Origin of the sequence: Streptomyces sp. SAJ15 (genome assembly GCF_007595705.1) — a bacterium.
In the GTDB taxonomy this organism is placed as follows: Bacteria; Actinomycetota; Actinomycetes; order Streptomycetales; family Streptomycetaceae; genus Streptomyces.
The window spans coordinates 896113-916289 of sequence record NZ_NISY01000001.1; the positions used below are offsets into that span (position 1 = coordinate 896113).

Here is a 20177-nt window from a genome sequence, read left to right on the forward strand (position 1 = left end):
CCGCCGTCACCCCGTCCCACCACGCGAAACCGGTTCGCGCCCCCACCCCCCTCCTCCCATACGCTTGTGCCGTGACCCCCGCCCAGCTCTCCCGCATCGTGTTGCGCACAGTGCGTCGCGCCGTCGAGGCCGACGAGCTGCGGGTGGCGGTGCCGGAGCGGGTCGTCGTGCAGAGCCCGCCGTGGCCCGGGTGTGGGGACTACGCGACGAACGTGGCCCTCCGGCTCGCCGGCGGTGCCCGGGGCGATGGCCTCGCCCCCCGCGACGTGGCCGAGGTACTGCGGCGGCGGCTCCTACGGGAACCCGGTATCCGCGGCGTCGACATCGCCGGGCCGGGCTTCCTCAACATCACCCTCTCCGGGGACTCCCACGCCCGTCTTGTCGAGCTGATCCGCGAGCGGGGCGCCGACTACGGGCGTAACCAGGGGCTCGACGGCCACCGGCTGAGGATCACGCACGACGGGCGGGCCCGGGCCGTTGTCGTCGGTGAGGCCGTGTGCCGGCTCGCCCTCGCCTCCGGCGCGCGTGTCGATGACCCAGCCGACAGCGACGCAGTCATGGGTGACCGGGGCATGGGCGACGTGGCCGTCGACAGCACCGCGGTCGTCGACAGCACCGCAGTCGTCTACAGCGCCGTCGTCGACGGCGCCGCTGTCGCCTCCGCCACCAGCGCCTCCGCCGCCACCAACGCCTCCGCCACCAGCGCCTCCGCCACCAGCGCCTCCGCCGCCACCAACGCCTCCGCCACCAGCGCCTCCGCCGCCACGAGCGGCTCCGCCGACCCGCACCGCCTCCGCGTCCACCGCGTCCACGTCCACGTCCGCGACGTCGCGGCCCCCCTCCACGAGCTCCTCCCCCTCCTCGGCGAGGACGCGCTGCGCTGGGCCCTGCTGCGGCCCGCCCCGCACGACGTTCCCGATCTCGACCCCGCTCGCCTCCTCGCCCAGCGTGAGAGCAACCCGCTCTTCCGGGTCCGGTACGCCCACTCCCGTACCCGTGCCCTGCTCCGGAACGGGCGCGACCTGGGGATCGAGCCCCTCGCGGGGGATTACGAGCACCCCGCCGAGACCGGTCTCGCTCAGGCGCTCGCGGACTATCCCCGCATCGTCGAGGCCGCCGCCCGGGACCGGGGGCCCGATCGGGTCGCGCGGTACCTCGAAGCCGTGGCCGACGCCTATTTCCGCTGTCACGACGCGTGTCCCGCGCTGCCGTGCGGCGAGCAGAAACCCTTGGCCGTGCACCGCTCCCGGCTGGCGCTCGCCGACGCGGCCGGGACGGTGCTCGCCAACGGCCTGCACCTGCTCGGCATCAGCGCACCCGCACATCTCTGAGGAGTCCAGAGACACCATGAGTCGTTCCGCTCACCCCGCAGGACCCCGCCACGCCGACGTGCTGCCCGAGGGGCACTACTTCGCACCGCCCGCCGATCTGAACGCCCTGGAACCCCGGGTCTGGTCCCGTACGGTCGACCGGAACGAGGACGGCGTCGCCACCGTCGCCGGGCTGGACGTGACCCGGCTCGCCGAGGAGTTCGGCACGCCGGCGTACATCCTGGACGAGGAGGACTTCCGGGCCCGCTGCCGCAGCTGGCGGGAGGCGTTCGGCGAGGCCGCCGACGTCTTCTACGCCGGCAAGGCGTTCCTCTCCCGCGCCATCGTGCGGTGGCTGCACGAGGAGGGGCTCAACCTCGACGTCTGCTCCGCCGGCGAGCTCTCCACCGCGCTGGCGGCCGGGATGCCGGCCGAGCGGATCGCCCTGCACGGCAACAACAAGACCGAGGCCGAGATCCGGTACGCCGTCGAGTCCGGCGTCGGGCGCATCGTGCTCGACTCCTTCCAGGAGATCGTCCGGGTCGCCCACATCGCCGAGCGGCTCGGCAGGCGTCAGCGGGTCCAGATCCGTGTCACCGTCGGCGTCGAGGCGCACACCCACGAGTTCATCGCCACGGCGCACGAGGACCAGAAGTTCGGCATCGCGCTGGCCAACGGGCAGGCCGCCGAGGCCGTCCGGCGGGCGCTGAAGCTCGACGGGCTGGAACTGGTGGGCATCCACTCGCACATCGGTTCGCAGATCTTCGACACCTCCGGTTTCGAGGTCGCCGCGCACCGCGTCGTCGGGCTGCTGAAGCAGGTGCGCGACGAGCACGGCGTCGAACTGCCCGAGATCGACCTGGGCGGCGGACTCGGCATCGCGTACACGCCGGATGACGACCCGAGTGAGCCGCACGAGATCGCCCGCGCGCTGCGCGAGATCGTGGAGCGCGAGTGCCGCACCGCCGGGCTGGCGGTGCCCCGGCTCTCCGTGGAGCCGGGCCGAGCCATCGTCGGGCCGACCACGTTCACGCTGTACGAGGTGGGCACGGTCAAGGAGCTGCCGGGGCTGCGGACGTATGTCAGCGTGGACGGCGGGATGTCGGACAACATCCGCACCGCGCTCTACGACGCCGACTACTCGGTCGCGCTGGTCTCCCGCACCTCCACCGCCGAACCCCTGCTCGTCCGCGTCGTCGGCAAGCACTGCGAGTCCGGGGACATCGTGGTGCGCGACGCCTTCCTGCCCGCCGACATCGCGCCCGGCGATCTGATCGCCGTGCCCGCCACCGGCGCCTACTGCCGCTCCATGGCCAGCAACTACAACCACGCGCTGCGCCCGCCCGTCGTCGCGGTGCGGGACGGCGCGGCCCGGGTCATCGTCCGGCGGGAGACTGAGGAGGACCTGCTGCGCCTCGATGTGGGGTGAGCGGCTCCGGGCGGTGAGCGGGCGCGACCGGGCGCTGGCGGGGCGGATCGGCCCGGTCTTCCGTTCGCCCGGGGCTCGGGGCCCCGTGCGAACGGGGCTCGGTTCGTCGTTCGCCCCGGGGCCCCGGGCGCGCCGTTCAACCGGTGCCGCCCGCCGGGTGAACGGCACGGTGTCGGTACCCGAGAAATGAATCTCGGATAATGGATCCACGGAGGCGAAGCGTCCTCCGTGAGCAAGACTGGTGCGTCCTCTCGGGCGCTCCCGGCGCGTCACAAGAAGAGACGCGTCGCAAGAATGAATGAGAAGTGAGGTCGGATGATGCGTACGCGTCCGCTGAAAGTGGCGCTGCTGGGCTGTGGAGTGGTCGGCTCAGAGGTGGCGCGCATCATGACGACGCACGCGGACGACCTCACGGCCCGCATCGGCGCGCCGGTCGAGCTCGCCGGAGTCGCCGTGCGCCGGCCCAACCGGGTCCGTGAGGGGATCCCGGCCGAGCTGATCACCACCGACGCCACCGCGCTGGTCAAACGCGGCGACCTCGACGTCGTCATCGAGGTGATCGGCGGCATCGAGCCCGCCCGCTCGCTGATCACCACCGCCTTCGAGCACGGCGCCAGCGTCGTCTCGGCCAACAAGGCGCTGCTGGCCGAGGACGGCGCCGCGCTGCACGCGGCGGCCGTGGAGCACGGCCGGGACCTGTACTACGAGGCTGCCGTCGCCGGCGCCATCCCGCTGGTGCGGCCGCTGCGCGAGTCGCTCGCCGGCGACAAGGTCAACCGGGTGCTGGGCATCGTCAACGGCACCACCAACTTCATCCTCGACGCGATGGACACCACCGGGGCGGGCTACCAGGAGGCGCTCGACGAGGCCACCGCGCTGGGGTACGCCGAGGCCGACCCGACCGCCGACGTGGAGGGCTTCGACGCCGCCGCCAAGGCCGCGATCCTGGCCGGCATCGCCTTCCACACCCGGGTGCGCCTGGACGATGTGCACCGCGAGGGCATCACCGAGGTGACCGCCGCCGACATCGCCTCGGCCAAGCGCATGGGCTGCACCGTCAAGCTGCTCGCCATCTGCGAGCGGGCCGGGGACGGCAAGTCCGTCACCGCCCGGGTGCACCCCGCCATGATCCCGCTGTCGCACCCGCTGGCCTCGGTCCGTGAGGCGTACAACGCCGTCTTCGTCGAGGCGGAGGCCGCCGGCCAGCTGATGTTCTACGGACCGGGCGCGGGCGGCTCGCCGACCGCCTCCGCCGTCCTCGGCGACCTGGTCGCGGCCTGCCGCAACAAGCTGGCGGACACCACCGGTCCGGGCGAGTCCGCCTACACCCGGCTGCCGGTGAGCCCGATGGGCGACGTGGTCACGCGCTACCACATCAGCCTGGACGTGGCCGACAAGCCGGGTGTGCTGGCGCAGGTCGCCACCGTCTTCGCCGAGCACGGCGTGTCCATCGACACCGTCCGCCAGCAGGGCAAGGCCGGCGAGGCCTCGCTGGTCGTCGTCACCCACCGGGCCGCCGACGCCGCGCTCTCCGCGACCGTCGAGGCGCTGCGCGGTCTGGACACCGTCCGTGACGTCGCCAGCATGATGCGCGTCGAAGGCGAGCGTGGCGAATGACCGCCGGACCGGAGACTCAGGGGACCCTTCAGGGCAGCACGGGAGCCAGCGGAGCTAGGGGAGCCAAGGAAGACATGAACGCTATTGCAGATCACTCGTCGGTGAGCGGCGCCCGCTGGCAGGGCTGGCGGGGCATCATCGAGGAGTACCGCGACCGCCTCCCGGTCGACGAGAACACCCCGGTCGTCACGCTGCGTGAGGGTGGCACCCCGTTGGTGCCGGCGCAGGTGCTCTCCGAGCGCACCGGCTGCGAGGTCCATCTGAAGGTCGAGGGCGCCAACCCGACCGGCTCCTTCAAGGACCGCGGGATGACCATGGCCATCACCAAGGCCAAGGAGGCCGGCGCGCAGGCCGTCATCTGCGCCTCCACCGGCAACACCTCCGCCTCCGCGGCCGCCTACGCCGTACGGGCCGGCATGGTGTGCGCCGTGCTGGTCCCGCAGGGCAAGATCGCGCTCGGCAAGATGGGGCAGGCGCTGGTGCACGGCGCCCGCATCCTCCAGGTCGACGGCAACTTCGACGACTGCCTCACGCTCGCCCGCGGCCTGTCCGAGAACTACCCGGTGGCGCTGGTCAACTCCGTCAACCCGGCGCGCATCGAGGGGCAGAAGACCGCCTCCTTCGAGATCGTCGACATGCTGGGCGACGCGCCCGACATCCATGTGCTGCCGGTCGGCAACGCCGGCAACATCACGGCCTACTGGAAGGGCTACCAGGAGTACGCCGGGGACGGCATCGCCTCCCACACCCCCCGCATGTGGGGCTTCCAGGCGTCCGGCGCGGCGCCCCTGGTGCGCGGCCAGGCGGTCAAGGACCCGCACACCATCGCCACCGCGATCCGCATCGGCAACCCGGCCTCCTGGACCCAGGCGGAGCGGGCCCGCGACGAGTCCGGCGGCTTCATCGACGAGGTGACCGACCGTCAAATCCTCGCCGCCTACCGCCTGCTCGCCGCCCAGGAGGGCGTCTTCGTCGAGCCCGCCTCCGCGGCGAGCGTGGCGGGGCTGCTGAAGGCGGCCGAGGAGGGCAAGGTCGACCCGGGGCAGCGCATCGTCTGCACCGTGACGGGGAATGGTCTCAAGGACCCGGACTGGGCGGTGGCGGGTGCTCCGCAGGCGGTTCCGGTGCCGGTGGACGCGGCCGCGGCCGCCGAGCGCCTCGGCCTCGCCTAGGAGGTCTCGCCCGGGAGCGGGCCCGGCCCTCGGCCGGCCCGTCCCCTGTCCCGTCCGGCGTCGACACGGCGCCGGTGCGCCGGCGAGTGCGGGTGCGGTGTCCGGCCGCACCCCTCGGGGGCCGGGGCCCGATGTCCGTACCGGTCCGTGCGGGGGCGTCGAACGCTCGACATCCCCGCACGGCACCGGGTCCGCGGGCCGGGGGTGCGGGAGCGTCCCCGGCGGCCGTAAGGGGCGTCTCGCGGCCCGCTGCGGACCCGCGTCACCGCAGGTCACGGCGGCTGACACCGAGGAAGTACCGGGAGGCGGCAAGGCAACCGACTCCACCGCGCCACGGCGAAGCACGGGGCGGCGTGCGACACGCATCGTGCGCCTCCTGTGCGCCCTATGTCGCCACAGAACCTTCCTTCGATAGGCTGTACTGAATCCGCCCCGACGCAGAGCCAGCAGAGCACCATCTGTTGTCTTCCTGCGCGGCGTTGCCGTACCTCCGTGTCACGGCCGTTGGCGGTGTTCCGTACCTCTTCGAATTCGAGAATTCGCAGTCACACAAGGAGAGTCATCGAGCGATGGCCGGTCCAGCGTTCCGCGCCGCCGCTGTCCGGGTGCGCGTCCCCGCCTCCAGCGCCAACCTCGGCCCCGGCTTCGACGCCCTCGGCCTGGCCCTGGGGCTCTACGACGACGTCGTGGTCCGGGTCGCCGACTCCGGGCTGCATATCGACATCGCCGGTGAGGGCGCGGACAGCCTGCCGCGCGACGAGGACCACCTGCTCGTACGGTCCCTGCGCACCGCCTTCGACCTGCTCGGCGGGCAGCCGCGAGGGCTGGAAGTGGTGTGTGCGAACCGCATTCCGCACGGCCGGGGGCTCGGCTCCTCCTCGGCCGCCATCTGCGCGGGGATCGTCGCGGCCCGCGCGGTGACGATAGGTGGCGCCGAGAAGCTGGACGACGCGGCGCTGCTGGAGCTGGCCACCGAGATCGAGGGTCACCCGGACAACGTCGCCGCCTGTCTGCTCGGCGGCTTCACCCTGGCCTGGACGGACGCCGGAGCCGCCCGGGCGATCCGGATGGATCCGGCGGATTCCATCGTTCCGGTGGTCTTCGTGCCCAGCCGGCCGGTGCTGACCGAGACCGCGCGCGGGCTGCTGCCGCGCACGGTCCCGCATGTGGACGCGGCCGTCAACGCGGGCCGCTCCGCCCTGCTCGTGGAGGCCCTGACCAGGCGTCCCGAGCTGCTCCTGGCCGCCACCGAGGACCGGCTGCACCAGGAGTACCGTGCTCCCGCGATGCCGGAGAGCATGGCGCTGGTCAACCGGTTGCGCGCGGACGGCGTCGCGGCGGTGATCTCCGGTGCGGGGCCCACGGTCCTCGCGCTGGTCGAGGACGGTGCGGCCGACAAGGTCGCACGATTGGCGGGCGAGGGGTGGGCGGCCAACCGGCTGGCTCTCGACGCCCGGGGAGCGAGTGTCCTGCCGCTGACCTGACCCGCGGCGGTTCCGGGGAAGACCCGGGGCGACACGGAAACGCGATCGCCGGACTTGTTTGAGAGGGGGAATGTTTGTTGGATCCGGTAGTGTTAATCTCAAGTCTGCACTGGATGCCTTCCGATACCGATGGTGCATGGCCTCGGAGGCGCAGTGCTCAGTGTCCCCATCAGGGACCACCCTTCTTCCGGGAGCTTCCCCGACTGCCTGAGCAGCCTGCCTGAGCAGTGACGAGCACGCTCCGGAACAGGTGTGACGGACTCCTACGAAAGCCTTTCCGTCGCGCCGGAACCATGAATTTGATCTTTCCGCCGTACGCGGCGGACCACCGCCCCGGCCCGGTCCGCACGAATGAGGACTACAGCCGGACAGCACAACCGGTCGCCGAGCCAGACAGGCCGACGCCCGCTCCAGGGAAGGACCCTTCGTGAGCGACACCACCGATCTGATGGGCGTGAACGCCGCCGGCACCTCCGACAGCTCTGTCGGCAACGCCGCCGCGCCCGCCACGGACGCTCCCGCCGCGCCTGCCACCGGTGCTGCCACCGGTAGTGCCCCGCGTCGGCGCCGCTCTGGCACCGGCCTCGACGCCATGGTCCTGGCCGAGCTCCAGCAGCTCGCCTCCAGCCTCGGCATCAGGGGTACCGCGCGGATGCGCAAGAGCCAGCTGATCGAGGTCATCAAGGACAAGCAGGCACAGGGCGGGGCCGCCGAGGCCGCCCCCGCCGCCGAGCCGGCCGCCAAGCCCAAGCGCCGGGCCACCTCCAAGGCCCGCACCGGCGAGGAGGCCGAGGCCGCGCCCAAGGCGGCCAAGGCCGCGAAGGCCGCCAAGGCCGCCGACGCCGAGGCGCAGCAGCAGATCGACATCCCCGGCCAGCCGGTGAGCGACGACCAGCCGGCCGGCGAGCGTCGCCGCCGTCGGGTCACCGCGCCCTCCGGCAGCCCCGACGCCGCCGAGGCCGCGACCGAGGCCAAGTCCGACGTCAAGGTCGAGGTCCGGGCGGGTGCCGCGGCCGAGGCCGCGGTGGACACCGCCGAGGGCAAGCCCGCCAAGGGCGGCGAGCGCGCGGAGCGCGGCGAGCGCGGCCAGAAGGGCGAGCGCCGTGAGCGCGGCCAGCGCGACCGCGGTGAGCGGGGTGAGCGCGGTGAGCGGGGCGACCGCGACCGCGGTGAGCGCGGCGACCGTCGCGGCGGCAAGGGCGACGAGGCCGGCCAGCAGGGCGGCCGTCAGCAGCGCCAGGACCGCGGCGCGCAGGGCGGCCAGCAGGACGACTACGACGACGAGGCGGGCGGGCGCCGCGGGCGCCGTGGCCGCTACCGCGACCGGCGGGGCCGCCGCGGGCGCGAGGAGTTCGCCGGCGAGCCGCAGGTGGCCGAGGACGATGTGCTGATCCCGGTCGCGGGCATCCTCGACATCCTCGACAACTACGCCTTCATCCGCACCTCCGGCTACCTGCCGGGCCCCAACGACGTCTACGTCTCCCTGGCTCAGGTCCGTAAGAACGGGCTGCGCAAGGGTGACCACGTCACCGGTGCGGTCCGCCAGCCGCGCGAGGGCGAGCGGCGCGAGAAGTTCAACGCGCTGGTCCGCCTGGACTCGGTCAACGGCATGGCGCCCGAATCCGGCCGCGGCCGGCCGGAGTTCGGCAAGCTGACGCCCCTTTACCCGCAGGAGCGACTGCGTCTGGAGTCGGACCCGGGCGGCCTGACCACCCGGATCATCGACCTGGTCTCGCCGATCGGCAAGGGCCAGCGCGGTCTGATCGTGGCCCCGCCGAAGACCGGTAAGACCATGATCATGCAGGCGATCGCCAACGCGATCACCCGCAACAGCCCCGAGTGCCACCTGATGGTCGTCCTCGTCGACGAGCGTCCGGAAGAGGTCACCGACATGCAGCGGTCGGTCAAGGGCGAGGTCATCTCCTCGACCTTCGACCGCCCGGCCGAGGACCACACCACCGTCGCCGAGCTGGCCATCGAGCGCGCCAAGCGCCTGGTGGAGCTGGGTCACGACGTGGTCGTCCTGCTGGACTCGATCACCCGTCTGGGCCGTGCGTACAACCTCGCCGCGCCCGCCTCGGGTCGCATCCTGTCCGGTGGTGTCGACTCCACCGCCCTCTACCCGCCGAAGAAGTTCTTCGGTGCGGCGCGCAACATCGAGGACGGCGGCTCGCTGACCATCCTCGCCACCGCGCTGGTGGAGACCGGCTCGCGGATGGACGAGGTGATCTTCGAGGAGTTCAAGGGCACCGGCAACATGGAGCTGCGGCTGGACCGCAAGCTCTCGGACAAGCGCATCTTCCCGGCCGTGGACGTGGACGCCTCCAGCACCCGCAAGGAGGAGATCCTGCTGGCTCCGGAGGAGCTGAACATCGTCTGGAAGCTCCGCCGGGTGCTGCACGCGCTGGACTCGCAGCAGGCCATCGAACTGCTGCTGGACAAGATGAAGCAGACCAAGTCCAACGCCGAGTTCCTGATGCAGATCGCCAAGACCACGCCCACCCCGGGCAACGGCAACGACTGATCGGCACCCCGCTCGACGGCCGAGGGCCCTCTACGTTCACCGACGTAGAGGGCCCTCGGCCGTTCGCATGCCGTCGCGGTCCCACCGCCGTCGGTGACATCGCTGAGATCTGTGACACAGCGTGTGGCCGTGGCCCTGGCGCGGGCCGGGGCGCCGCTCCCGGCCGAAACCGCAGGTGACGCCCGTCGGGGTGGGCCGACCCCGATCGGGTCTTCCCGCGCGATCTAAGAAAGTCCTAAATCTGCCGTGTGCAACCCTTGCGCACGACCCGTCGTCTGAACGGCAGGGGGCAACACGGGGCAAGCCGGAACAGGAAGAACAGAGGAGCCCATGGCCGAGGACAGCAACAGCACGGGGCAGGCGGCAGGCCGCCGTCGTGCCGGGGGCGCCACCGGCCGCCGCCGCAAGACCCGCAGCACCCGCCGCAAGGCATTCATGATCACCGGTTGGTCGCTGGCCGGCGTGCTGGTGGTCGGCGGCGCCGGCGCCGGCTACGTCTACTACAAGCTCAACGGCAACCTCACCGGCGTCGACATCAACGCGCAGCTGGGCACCGACCGCCCCGCCGACATCGACGACGGCTCGATGGACATCCTCGTCCTGGGCTCCGACTCCCGCGCCGGCAAGAACGGCAAGTACGGGCAGGACGAGGGCTCCTCGCGCTCGGACACCGCGATGATGGTGCACGTCTACCAGGGCCACAAGACGGCCAGCGTCGTCTCCATCCCGCGCGACACCCTCATCGAGCGCCCCGCCTGCACCAAGGACGGGACCACCACCCCGGCCCAGCGGCGCGCCATGTTCAACACCGCGTACGAGGTCGGCGGCCCCGCCTGCGCGGTCAAGACCGTGGAGTCCATGACCGGCATCCGCATGGACCACTACCTCGAGGTCGACTTCTCCGGGTTCAAGGACCTCATAGACGAGCTCGGTGGCGTGGACATCACCACCACCGAGCCCATCCACGACAAGGACAGCCACCTCGACCTGGAGCCGGGGGAGCACACCCTCGACGGCGAGCAGGCGCTGGGCCTGGTGCGCACCCGCAAGGGCGTCGGCGACGGCAGCGACCTGGGCCGGATCCAGCTCCAGCAGGCGTTCATCAAGGCGCTGCTCGACCAGATCAAGGGCGTGGGGCTGTTCAGCAGCCCGAAGAAGCTCTACGACCTGGCCGACACCTCCACCAAGGCGCTCACCACCGACTCCGACCTCGCCTCCGTCGACAAGCTGCTCAGCTTCGCGAGCGGGCTGAAGGGCATCGGCTCGGAGGACCTGAAGATGGTGACGCTGCCGGTGATGTACGACCCGAACGACCCCAACCGGGTGCTGCCCATGGAGGCCAAGGCCCAGCAGGTCTGGAAGGCGCTGCGGGCCGACAAGCCGATCCCGAAGTCCGCCACCAAGGGCTCGGCCGGCGACGAGACCGACGCCGCCAAGGTCGTCAAGGACGCCTGACCCCGCCGGTCGCCGCCCGTCGCCGCCCGGCGGCGGCGGTCGGGAATACCCGGCGCCCACCCCCGGTTTTGGGGGATGCGGCCAGTACTGGCAGACTGGTACGTCGGCCCCGGTTCACGTACGGCAACCCGCCGCTGCGACCCGGTGCCCTCCCGAACCTAGGAGAAACCCTTGAAGCGCGACATCCACCCGGAGTACGTCGAGACGCAGGTCAGCTGCACCTGTGGCGCCTCGTTCACCACCCGTAGCACCCTCGCCGAAGGCACCATCCGTGCCGAGGTCTGCTCCGAGTGCCACCCGTTCTACACGGGCAAGCAGAAGATCCTCGACACCGGTGGCCGCGTGGCGCGGTTCGAGGCCCGCTTCGGCAAGAACGCCGGGTCCGCCAAGAAGTAGCGACCCACATCGCGCCGGTCTTCGGTCACCCAGGTCTGCCTGGGCGACCGGACCGGCGCTTTGTCGTCCGGCAGACCCGACCCCCGCTTGACCCTTCCACGCTGAGGAAACCCGATGTTCGAGGCAGTCGAAGAACTGATCGGCGAGCACGCCGACCTGGAGAAGCGGCTCGCCGACCCCGCCGTGCACGCGGACCAGGCGGCAGCCCGCAAGCTCAACAAGCGCTACGCAGAGCTGACCCCGATCGTCGGCACCTACCGCTCCTGGAAGCTGACCGGGGATGACATCGAGACCGCGCGCGAGCTCGCGGCCGACGACCCCGACTTCGCCGCCGAGGTGAAGGAGCTGGAGGCGCGGCGCGAGGAGCTCACCGACAAGCTGCGGCTGCTGCTGGTGCCGCGCGACCCCAGCGACGACAAGGACGTCATCCTGGAGGTCAAGGCGGGCGCCGGAGGCGACGAGTCGGCGCTGTTCGCCGGCGACCTGCTGCGGATGTACCTGCGGTACGCGGAGCGCGCCGGTTGGAAGACCGAGATCATCGACGCGACCGAGTCCGAGCTGGGCGGCTACAAGGACGTGCAGGTCGCGGTGAAGGTCAAGGGCAACCCGGAGCCCGGCCAGGGCGTGTGGGCCCGGCTGAAGTACGAGGGCGGGGTGCACCGCGTGCAGCGGGTGCCCGCCACCGAGTCCCAGGGCCGCATCCACACCTCCGCCGCCGGCGTGCTGGTCACCCCGGAGGCCGAGGAGGTCGACGTGGAGATCAACCCCAACGACCTGCGGATCGACGTCTACCGCTCGTCGGGCCCCGGCGGCCAGTCGGTCAACACCACCGACTCGGCGGTGCGTATCACGCACCTGCCCACCGGCGTCGTCGCCTCCTGCCAGAATGAGAAGAGCCAGCTCCAGAACAAGGAGCAGGCGCTGCGCATCCTGCGTTCCCGGCTGCTGGCCGCCGCTCAGGAGGAGGCGGAGCGGGAGGCCGCGGACGCCCGCCGCAGCCAGGTCCGCACGGTTGACCGCTCCGAGAAGATCCGCACCTACAACTTCCCGGAGAACCGGATCTCGGACCACCGGGTCGGGTTCAAGGCGTACAACCTGGACCAGGTGCTCGACGGCGAGCTGGACGCCGTGATCCAGGCGTGCGTGGACGCCGACTCCGCCGCCAAGCTCGCCGCCGCGGGCGACGCGAGCTGAGGCATCACGCCCACAGGCTCAGACAGGCTCTGACAGGCTTGGCCTCGACGAAGCCGCCCGGACCGGGCGGCACCGGCGAGCTCGGCCGTGACGACGACGGGAGAGGACCAACGTGAATCTGCTGCTCGCAGAGGTGGCCCAGGCCACCCAGCGGCTGGCCGACGCCGGCGTGCCCTCCCCGCGCTTCGACGCGGAGGAGCTCGCCGCCTTCGTGCACGGCGTCAAGCGGGGTGAGCTGCACCTGGTCGCCGACGCCGACTTCGACGCCCGGTACTGGGAGGCCGTCGCCCGCCGCGAGGCCCGCGAACCGCTCCAGCACATCACCGGCCGCGCCTTCTTCCGCTATCTGGAGCTCCAGGTCGGTCCCGGCGTCTTCGTGCCCCGCCCGGAGACCGAGTCGGTGGTCGGCTGGGCCATAGACGCGGTGCGCGCCATGGACGTGGTGGAGCCGCTCATCGTGGACCTGTGCACCGGCTCCGGCGCGATCGCGCTGGCCCTGGCCCAGGAGGTGCCCCGGTCCCGGGTGCACGCCGTGGAGCTGGACGAGGGCGCCCTCCAGTGGGCCCGGAAGAACATCGAGGGCAGCCGGGTGCAGCTGCACCACGGCGACGCGCTCGGCGCGCTGCCCGAGCTGGACGGCCAGGTCGACCTGGTCATCAGCAACCCGCCGTACATCCCGCTCACCGAGTGGGAGTACGTCGCCCCCGAGGCCCGCGACCACGACCCGGAGCTGGCGCTGTTCTCGGGCGAGGACGGCCTCGACACCATCCGCGGCCTGGAGCGCACCGCCCACCGGCTGCTGCGCCCCGGCGGTGTGGTCGTCATCGAGCATGCCGACACCCAGGGCGGGCAGGTGCCCTGGATCTTCACCGAGGAGCGGGGCTGGGCCGACGCGGCCGACCACCCCGACCTCAACAACCGACCCCGGTTCGCCACGGCGCGGAGGGCCATGCCGTGACGGAGACCCCAGCACCGCCGGCCGGGTCACGCCGCGCGGAGGAAACAATGGCCACGTACGAGGAGGACCGCTAAATGGCACGGCGTTACGACTGCAGCGACGCGACGGACCGGAAGACCGGTCTGCGCGAGGCCGCGTCCGCCGTCCGCCGGGGCGAGCTGGTCGTGCTGCCCACCGACACCGTCTACGGGGTCGGCGCGGACGCCTTCAACGCCGAGGCCGTCGGCGACCTGCTGGAGGCCAAGGGACGCGGCCGGGGCATGCCCTCGCCGGTCCTGGTCGGCTCCCCGAACACCCTGCACGGTCTGGTCACCGACTTCTCCGAGCAGGCGTGGGAGCTCGTGGACGCCTTCTGGCCCGGCGCGCTGACCCTGGTCGCCAAGCACCAGCCGTCGCTGACCTGGGACCTCGGCGAGACCCACGGCACGGTCGCGGTGCGGATGCCGCTGCACCCGGTCGCCATCGAGCTGCTGACCGAGTTCGGCCCGATGGCCGTCTCCAGCGCCAACCTCACCGGGCACCCGTCCCCGCAGGACTGCGACGCCGCCCAGGAGATGCTCGGCGACTCCGTCTCCGTCTACCTGGACGCCGGGCCGACGCCGGCCGCCGTGCCCTCCTCGATCGTCGACGTCACCGGCAAGGTGCCGGTCCTGCTGCGCGCCGGCGCGCTCTCCGCGGAGCAGCTCCGCGAGGTCGTACCCGACCTCGAGGTGGCCAATTGACAGCCCCTGACGAGGGGCGTGGCATAGCGGGACCCCGAACCGACGACGACGGCACACGCCGCGACGACGCCTTCCGCATCCTCCACGTCAGCACCGGAAACGTGTGCCGCTCGCCCATCACCGAGCGGCTGACCCGGCATGCCCTCACCCACCGGCTCGGCGCCTCCGCCGTCGACGGGCTGATCGTGGAGAGCGCCGGCACCTGGGGACACGAGGGCGCGCCCATGGAGGCCCACGCCGCGACCGTGCTCTCCGACTTCGGCGCCGACCCGGCCGGCTTCATCGGCCGCGAACTGCTGGACGAGCACGTCATCCGCGCCGACCTCGTGCTGACCGCCACCCGCGACCACCGCGCCCAGGTCATCTCGATGGGACACTCCGCGGGCCTGCGTACCTTCACGCTCAAGGAGTTCAACCGGCTGGTGCGGGCCATAGACCCCGCCACCCTCCCGGACCCGGAGGGCAGCGGCGGCGTCGTGGCGCGTGCCCGCGCCCTGGTGCAGGCCGCCGCCGCGCTGCGCGGCTGGCTGCTCGCCCCGAGCGAGGAGGCGGACGAGGTCCACGACCCCTACGGCGCCCCGATCACGTACTTCCGGTCCATCGGTGACGAGATCCACCAGGCGCTGGACCCCGTGGTCACGGCCCTGACGGGGGTCCCGGCCCGCGCCTGAGCGCTCCGCGGGAGGTGCCGTGACGGGCCGCCGCTCGTCCGCGGGCCGTCATGGCCGGTCGCGCCCGCGCGGCGGAGCCGCACATGTCACGGCCCCGCGCCCCTCCAGGCGCTGCCGAACCGCGGCCGACGTCATGAGGTCGACGTCACGAGGCCGACGCGCGCGGCCGACGCGCGCGGCCGACGTCCGGGGCCGGAGGCCGGAGTCCGCGGCGTGGCGCGTCGAAGGGGCCTGAGCGGCCCTCTGCCGCGCCGTCGCGCCGCGAGCGGCCTACATTGGGGGTGACGCCGTCCCCTTCCTCCCAGAGGCTGTGAGTACGTATGGCCGTCACCCCCGCGCCCGCGAGGGGAGGCACCGGCCGCCTCTCCTGGGTGCCCGATCTGGACGCGCTGCGCCGGGTGGACCCCGAGGTCGCGGACGTGCTCCTGGGCGAGGCGCAGCGACAGCGCAGCGGGCTCCAGCTGATCGCGGCGGAGAACTTCACCTCACCCGCGGTGCTCACCGCGCTGGGCTCCCCGCTGGTCAACAAGTACGCGGAGGGGTACCCCGGCGCGCGGCACCACGGCGGGTGCGAGGTGGTGGACCTCGCGGAGCGGATCGCGGTGGAGCGCGCCCAGGGGTTGTTCGGCGCCCCGCACGCCAACGTCCAGCCGCACTCCGGCTCTTCGGCGGTGCTCGCCGCCTACGCGGCGCTGCTGCGGCCCGGGGACACGGTGCTGGCGATGGGACTGCCGCACGGCGGCCACCTCACCCACGGCTCGCCGGCCAACTTCTCCGGCCGCTGGTTCGACTTCGTCGGCTACGGCGTCGACCCGATCACCGGCCTGATCGACTACGACCGGCTGCGCCGGCTGGCCCGCGAGCACCGCCCCAAGGCGATCGTCTGCGGCTCCATCTCCTACCCCCGGCACCCGGACTACGCCGCCTTCCGCGACATCGCCGACGAGGTGGGGTCCTATCTGATCGCCGACGCCGCGCACCCCATCGGCCTGGTGGCCGGCGGCGCGGCGCCCAACCCGGTGCCGTACGCGGACGTGGTGTGCGCCACCACCCACAAGGTGCTGCGCGGCCCGCGGGGCGGGTTCCTGCTCTGCGGCGCGGAACTCGCCGACCGCGTGGACCGCGCCGTCTTCCCCTTCACCCAGGGCGGCGCGCAGATGCACACCGTGGCGGCCAAGGCGGTCGCCTTCGGGGAGGCGGCGACCGCCGGCTACGCCACGTACGTCCACCAGGTGGTGGCCAACGCCCGGGCGCTGGCCGAGGCGCTCGCCGACGAGGGGCTGGTGATCACCACCGGCGGCACCGACACCCATCTGATCACCGCGGACACCGCGCCGCTGGGCCTGGACGGGCACGTGGCCCGCGGCCGCTGCGCCGCGGCCGGCATCGTGCTGGACCTCTGCGCGGTCCCGGGGCCCGAGGAGCCGGGGGGCTGCGCCATCGGCATCCGGCTGGGCACCGCCGCGGTGACCACGCAGGGGATGGGCGAGGCCGAGATGGAGCGGATCGCCAAGCTCCTGGCGGCCGCCCTGCGGGAGGGGCGGGTGCGGGAGGAGGTGGCCGAGCTGACGTCCGGGTTCCCGCCGTATCCGGACGGTCCGACCGTCGCGGAGGCAACCGTTCGACCGGCAGGCGTGTCTCGATGAGTGCACGCTGAGGACGTGCGCGCGAGGCTACGGCCCGGGCGAGGATATGGTGTGGGGCTGTGATGGCCAGCGATACCCCTGGGGCAGCCTGTGCGTGAATACCTGCTGACTCTGTGCGTCACGGCCGCGGTCACCTACCTGCTGACCGGGCCGGTTCGGAAGTTCGCCATCGCCGCCGGCGCGATGCCGGAGATCCGCGCCCGTGACGTGCACCGCGAGCCGACGCCGCGGCTGGGCGGGATCGCCATGTTCGGCGGGTTGTGCGCGGGCCTGCTGGTCGCCGCGCATCTGACCAACCTCAACGAGGTCTTCGAGCTGTCCAACGAGCCGCGCGCGCTGCTCTCCGGCGCCGGGCTGATCTGGCTGCTGGGCGTGCTGGACGACAAGTGGGGCGTGGACGCGCTGATCAAGCTCGGCGGTCAGATGATCGCCGCGGGTGTGATGGTGCTCCAGGGCCTGACCATCCTCTGGCTCCCGGTGCCCGGCATCGGCACCGTCTCGCTCACCCCCATGCAGGGCACCCTGCTGACGGTGGCGCTGGTGGTCATCACCATCAACGCGGTCAACTTCGTGGACGGCCTGGACGGGTTGGCCTCCGGAATGGTGTGCATCGCCGCCGCCGCGTTCTTCATGTACGCGTACCGCATCTGGTTCGGCTACGGCCTGGAGTCGGCCGCCCCGGCGACGCTGTTCGCCGCCATCCTCATGGGCATGTGCCTGGGCTTCCTGCCGCACAACATGCACCCCGCCCGGATCTTCATGGGCGACTCCGGGTCGATGCTGATCGGTCTGGTGCTGGCCGCGGGCGCCATCTCCATCACCGGCCAGGTGGACCCGGACGCGATGAAGCTGTACTACGACGGCTCGGAGCGCGCCGCCGTGCACGCCACCGTCCCGGTCTACATCCCGCTGCTGCTGCCGCTCACCGTGATCGCGGTGCCGGTCGCCGACCTGATCCTGGCGATCGTGCGGCGCACCTGGCGCGGGCAGTCGCCGTTCGCGGCGGACCGCGGCCATCTGCACCACCGCCTGCTGGAGATCGGCCACTCGCACAGCCGGGCCGTGCTGATCATGTACTTCTGGTCGGCGCTGATCGCCTTCGGCGCGGTGGCCTTCTCGGTGAACTCCACCAGCATGTGGATCGTGCTGACGATCGTGGCGCTCAGCGCGGTGGGGCTGGTCCTGCTGCTGCTGCCGCGGTTCACCCCGCGGGCGCCGCGCTGGGCCGAGCGGTTCGTCCCGCCGCGGTACCGCCGGTCGGCCCGGCGTGAGGCCGTCGAGGTCGAGCCGGCGCCCATCGTTACCGAACCGGAAGCGTCGTCCGAGGCGTCGGAGCGGACGCCGGTGCCGGCCGGCGCGCACGGGGCCACCGCCGTCGGGGACCGGTCGCGGTTCTCCCACGGACCCAAGATCGGTGCCTGAGCGTCACCCGTAGAACACCCTTCGGCAGACCGTTCGCCCGCCCCGAACTCCTCCGCCGGGTCCGGACTCGGCGCATAGCAGAGAACTCTTCGCACGTCAGGGTCCTGATCAGCGCTTTAACTCTCCCGTGTGATAGGCAGCACACCAACTAGGTAAAGACCTCATCAAATAGTTTGTGATACCGTTCACTAAACCCGGTGCTAGAGCCGAAAGACCGTAGTGCGGCGGTCTTTCGCGGCGAGATCCCTCTCGATCCCGGGGATACGCTCGTCCACGACGATTCGTTGCATCCGACTCTCAGCCGGAGAACCCTTCATGCAGTCCAACGACGCCCGAACGCTCCTGAATTGCGCCGTGCCCACCGCCATCACCGGTGGTGTCGCCGTCGCTGTCAGCTCGGTGCTCGCCGGCGGCGAAGGGGCGGTGGGGGCCGCTTTCGGCACCGCCATCGCGACCGCTTTCATGGCGATGGGCGTGGTGGTGCTGGAGCAGACCGCCAAGCGGTTTCCGCACCTGTTCCAGTCCATGGGGCTGGCCCTCTTCGTCGTGCAGTTCCTGCTGATGGCCGTCGTGCTGTCGGTGTTCCAGAACACCTCGCTGTTCAACACCCGCGCCTTCGCCTTCTCCCTGCTGGCCGCGACCCTGGTGTGGGTCGCCGCCCAGGCGCGTTCCCATATGAAGGCCAAGATCTTCTACGTGCAGCCGGAAGCCGAGGATGAACGGACCTCCGGCGGGGCGAAGAACGCCTCGCCTGCCGGGTCCCCGTCGTGATCAGTAGGGCCGGTATAAGGGCGTCCGCGCTCACCTGCTATCGTCCGGTGCCATCTGAGACACAGCGGGCGCAGGTAGCCGAACCCCCCAGTTTCCCGGGACGGAATCGGCGCCCATGCAGCTGATGTCCGACAAGCACCTCGGCCCCGTGCCGACCAGCCGCACCCCCACCCGTAAGACCAGTCCAGTGCCGTTCCGTGGCCGTCCGCCGCGCCGACACAACGAGGTTGCCGTACCCATGCGCCACGCTGAAGGAGCTCGCGGTGAGTTCTGACCAGACGCTCGCCTTCGAGACCGATTGCCACATCTTCGATGGGTGCGGCTTCCCGGCCCCAGGGCTTCACTCGTTCACGTTCGACCCGATCTTCACCGTCGGTGGCTTCGAGTTCAACAAGCCGATGCTGCTCGCGCTGCTGGGCACGATCGTCGTCGTCGGGTTCTTCTGGGCGGCCTTCGGCCGCGCCAAGGTGGTGCCGGGCAAGCTGCAGATGGTCGGCGAGGCGGGCTACGACTTCGTGCGCCGCGGCATCGTCTACGAGGCCCTGGGCAAGAAGGAGGGCGACAAGTACGTCCCCCTCATGGTCTCGCTGTTCTTCTTCGTATGGATCCTGAACCTCTGGTCCATCATCCCGGTCGCGCAGTTCCCGGTGTCCTCGATCATCGCCTACCCGGTGGCGCTGGCCGCGATCGTCTACATCCTCTGGATGAGCGTGACCTTCAAGCGCCACGGCTTCGTCGGCGGCCTGAAGAACATCACCGGTTACGACAAGTCGCTGGGCGGCGTGCTGCCGCTGGTCATGGCTCTGGAGTTCCTCTCCAACGTGTTCGTGCGGCCGTTCACCCACGCGGTCCGGCTCTTCGCCAACATGTTCGCAGGCCACGTCCTGCTGCTGATCTTCACCATCGCCAGCTGGTACCTGCTCAACGGGATCGGCATCGCCTACGCCGGTGTCTCGTTCGTCCTGGTGATCCTGCTGACCGCGCTGGAGCTGTTCATCCAGGCCCTGCAGGCGTACGTCTTCGTCCTCCTGGCCTGCAGCTACCTCCAGGGCGCGCTCGCCGAGCACCACTGAGCCCGAGCAGCCACCCCCAGACCCCACTAGCCGTCCGGTGGCCAACCCCCACCGGTCCGTGAAAGAGAAGGAAGAAACGGCATGTCCGCTCTCCAGACCCTCGCCGCAGTCAACATCCAGGGCAACCTCGGTGCCATCGGCTACGGCCTTGCGGCGATCGGCCCCGGCGTCGGCATCGGCATCATCTTCGGTAACGGCACCCAGGCCATGGCCCGTCAGCCCGAGGCCGCCGGTCTGATCCGCGCCAACCAGATCCTCGGCTTCGTCTTCTGTGAGGCGCTCGCCCTGATCGGTCTGGTCATGCCGTTCGTCTACCCGGTCGACTGACCTAGG

At 71.6% G+C, this 20177-nt stretch carries 17 protein-coding genes; all 17 read left to right on the plus strand.

The features are described 5' to 3' along the window. The first annotated feature begins 71 nt into the window (after positions 1 to 71). Complete coding sequence (gene nrtL / locus CD790_RS03975) at positions 72 to 1331, plus strand: ArgS-related anticodon-binding protein NrtL (protein ID WP_144381532.1); 1260 nt, start codon at positions 72 to 74, stop codon at positions 1329 to 1331. A 16-nt stretch (positions 1332 to 1347) separates the two neighbouring features. Further along, on the plus strand, positions 1348 to 2739 hold the full coding sequence (lysA, locus tag CD790_RS03980) for a diaminopimelate decarboxylase (RefSeq protein WP_144381533.1): 1392 nt from the start codon (positions 1348 to 1350) through the stop codon (positions 2737 to 2739). Between the two features lie 315 nt (positions 2740 to 3054). After that, positions 3055 to 4356, plus strand: a complete 1302-nt coding sequence (locus CD790_RS03985; protein WP_144381534.1) for a homoserine dehydrogenase — start codon at positions 3055 to 3057, stop codon at positions 4354 to 4356. Positions 4357 to 4430: 74 nt separating this feature from the next. Further along, positions 4431 to 5528, plus strand: a complete 1098-nt coding sequence (gene thrC, locus CD790_RS03990; protein ID WP_144381535.1) for a threonine synthase — start codon at positions 4431 to 4433, stop codon at positions 5526 to 5528. A gap of 569 nt (positions 5529 to 6097) precedes the next feature. Beyond that, positions 6098 to 7012 (plus strand): homoserine kinase, encoded by a 915-nt coding sequence (gene thrB, locus CD790_RS03995; RefSeq protein WP_144381536.1) that lies wholly within the window; start codon positions 6098 to 6100, stop codon positions 7010 to 7012. 427 nt (positions 7013 to 7439) lie between these two features. Beyond that, complete coding sequence (rho, locus tag CD790_RS04000; protein WP_144381537.1) at positions 7440 to 9536, plus strand: transcription termination factor Rho; 2097 nt, start codon at positions 7440 to 7442, stop codon at positions 9534 to 9536. A 330-nt stretch (positions 9537 to 9866) separates the two neighbouring features. Continuing rightward, on the plus strand, positions 9867 to 10991 hold the full coding sequence (locus CD790_RS04005) for an LCP family protein (RefSeq protein WP_144381538.1): 1125 nt from the start codon (positions 9867 to 9869) through the stop codon (positions 10989 to 10991). A 171-nt stretch (positions 10992 to 11162) separates the two neighbouring features. After that, complete coding sequence (gene rpmE / locus CD790_RS04010) at positions 11163 to 11387, plus strand: 50S ribosomal protein L31 (protein WP_144381539.1); 225 nt, start codon at positions 11163 to 11165, stop codon at positions 11385 to 11387. 114 nt (positions 11388 to 11501) lie between these two features. Continuing rightward, on the plus strand, positions 11502 to 12581 hold the full coding sequence (gene prfA, locus CD790_RS04015; RefSeq protein ID WP_144381540.1) for a peptide chain release factor 1: 1080 nt from the start codon (positions 11502 to 11504) through the stop codon (positions 12579 to 12581). A gap of 112 nt (positions 12582 to 12693) precedes the next feature. Further along, positions 12694 to 13539, plus strand: a complete 846-nt coding sequence (gene prmC, locus CD790_RS04020) for a peptide chain release factor N(5)-glutamine methyltransferase (protein WP_144381541.1) — start codon at positions 12694 to 12696, stop codon at positions 13537 to 13539. Between the two features lie 74 nt (positions 13540 to 13613). After that, positions 13614 to 14261, plus strand: coding sequence for an L-threonylcarbamoyladenylate synthase (locus CD790_RS04025; RefSeq protein WP_144381542.1), 648 nt, complete (start codon positions 13614 to 13616; stop codon positions 14259 to 14261). After that, on the plus strand, positions 14258 to 14932 hold the full coding sequence (locus CD790_RS04030) for a protein-tyrosine-phosphatase (protein WP_186318853.1): 675 nt from the start codon (positions 14258 to 14260) through the stop codon (positions 14930 to 14932). The genes CD790_RS04025 and CD790_RS04030 overlap by 4 nt, the downstream gene beginning before the upstream one ends. 320 nt (positions 14933 to 15252) lie before the next feature. Beyond that, positions 15253 to 16578 carry a serine hydroxymethyltransferase gene (gene glyA / locus CD790_RS04035; protein WP_144381543.1) on the plus strand — a complete coding sequence of 442 codons (1326 nt, stop codon included), beginning with the start codon at positions 15253 to 15255 and terminating at the stop codon, positions 16576 to 16578. A 90-nt stretch (positions 16579 to 16668) separates the two neighbouring features. Further along, positions 16669 to 18000, plus strand: a complete 1332-nt coding sequence (locus tag CD790_RS04040; RefSeq protein ID WP_260867302.1) for an MraY family glycosyltransferase — start codon at positions 16669 to 16671, stop codon at positions 17998 to 18000. Between the two features lie 315 nt (positions 18001 to 18315). Continuing rightward, complete coding sequence (locus tag CD790_RS04045) at positions 18316 to 18771, plus strand: hypothetical protein (RefSeq protein ID WP_144381545.1); 456 nt, start codon at positions 18316 to 18318, stop codon at positions 18769 to 18771. A gap of 263 nt (positions 18772 to 19034) precedes the next feature. Further along, the gene (atpB, locus tag CD790_RS04050) at positions 19035 to 19844 is read left to right on the plus strand and encodes a F0F1 ATP synthase subunit A (RefSeq protein WP_186318854.1); all 810 of its coding nucleotides are present in this window, start codon (positions 19035 to 19037) and stop codon (positions 19842 to 19844) included. Positions 19845 to 19925: 81 nt separating this feature from the next. Beyond that, positions 19926 to 20171, plus strand: a complete 246-nt coding sequence (locus CD790_RS04055; protein WP_144381546.1) for a F0F1 ATP synthase subunit C — start codon at positions 19926 to 19928, stop codon at positions 20169 to 20171. Positions 20172 to 20177 lie beyond the last annotated feature (6 nt).

Excerpts from the sequence above, each read along its gene's own strand:
- CD790_RS04005 (WP_144381538.1), top strand. The coding sequence starts at position 9,867 with ATGGCCGAGGACAGCAACAGCACGGGGCAGGCGGCAGGCCGCCGTCGT.
- CD790_RS04055 (WP_144381546.1), top strand. The coding sequence starts at position 19,926 with ATGTCCGCTCTCCAGACCCTCGCCGCAGTCAACATCCAGGGCAACCTC.
- thrB (WP_144381536.1), top strand. The coding sequence starts at position 6,098 with ATGGCCGGTCCAGCGTTCCGCGCCGCCGCTGTCCGGGTGCGCGTCCCC.
- CD790_RS04025 (WP_144381542.1), top strand. The coding sequence starts at position 13,614 with ATGGCACGGCGTTACGACTGCAGCGACGCGACGGACCGGAAGACCGGT.
- thrC (WP_144381535.1), top strand. The coding sequence starts at position 4,431 with ATGAACGCTATTGCAGATCACTCGTCGGTGAGCGGCGCCCGCTGGCAG.
- CD790_RS04045 (WP_144381545.1), top strand. The coding sequence starts at position 18,316 with ATGCAGTCCAACGACGCCCGAACGCTCCTGAATTGCGCCGTGCCCACC.
- CD790_RS03985 (WP_144381534.1), top strand. The coding sequence starts at position 3,055 with ATGATGCGTACGCGTCCGCTGAAAGTGGCGCTGCTGGGCTGTGGAGTG.
- lysA (WP_144381533.1), top strand. The coding sequence starts at position 1,348 with ATGAGTCGTTCCGCTCACCCCGCAGGACCCCGCCACGCCGACGTGCTG.
- prfA (WP_144381540.1), top strand. The coding sequence starts at position 11,502 with ATGTTCGAGGCAGTCGAAGAACTGATCGGCGAGCACGCCGACCTGGAG.
- glyA (WP_144381543.1), top strand. The coding sequence starts at position 15,253 with ATGGCCGTCACCCCCGCGCCCGCGAGGGGAGGCACCGGCCGCCTCTCC.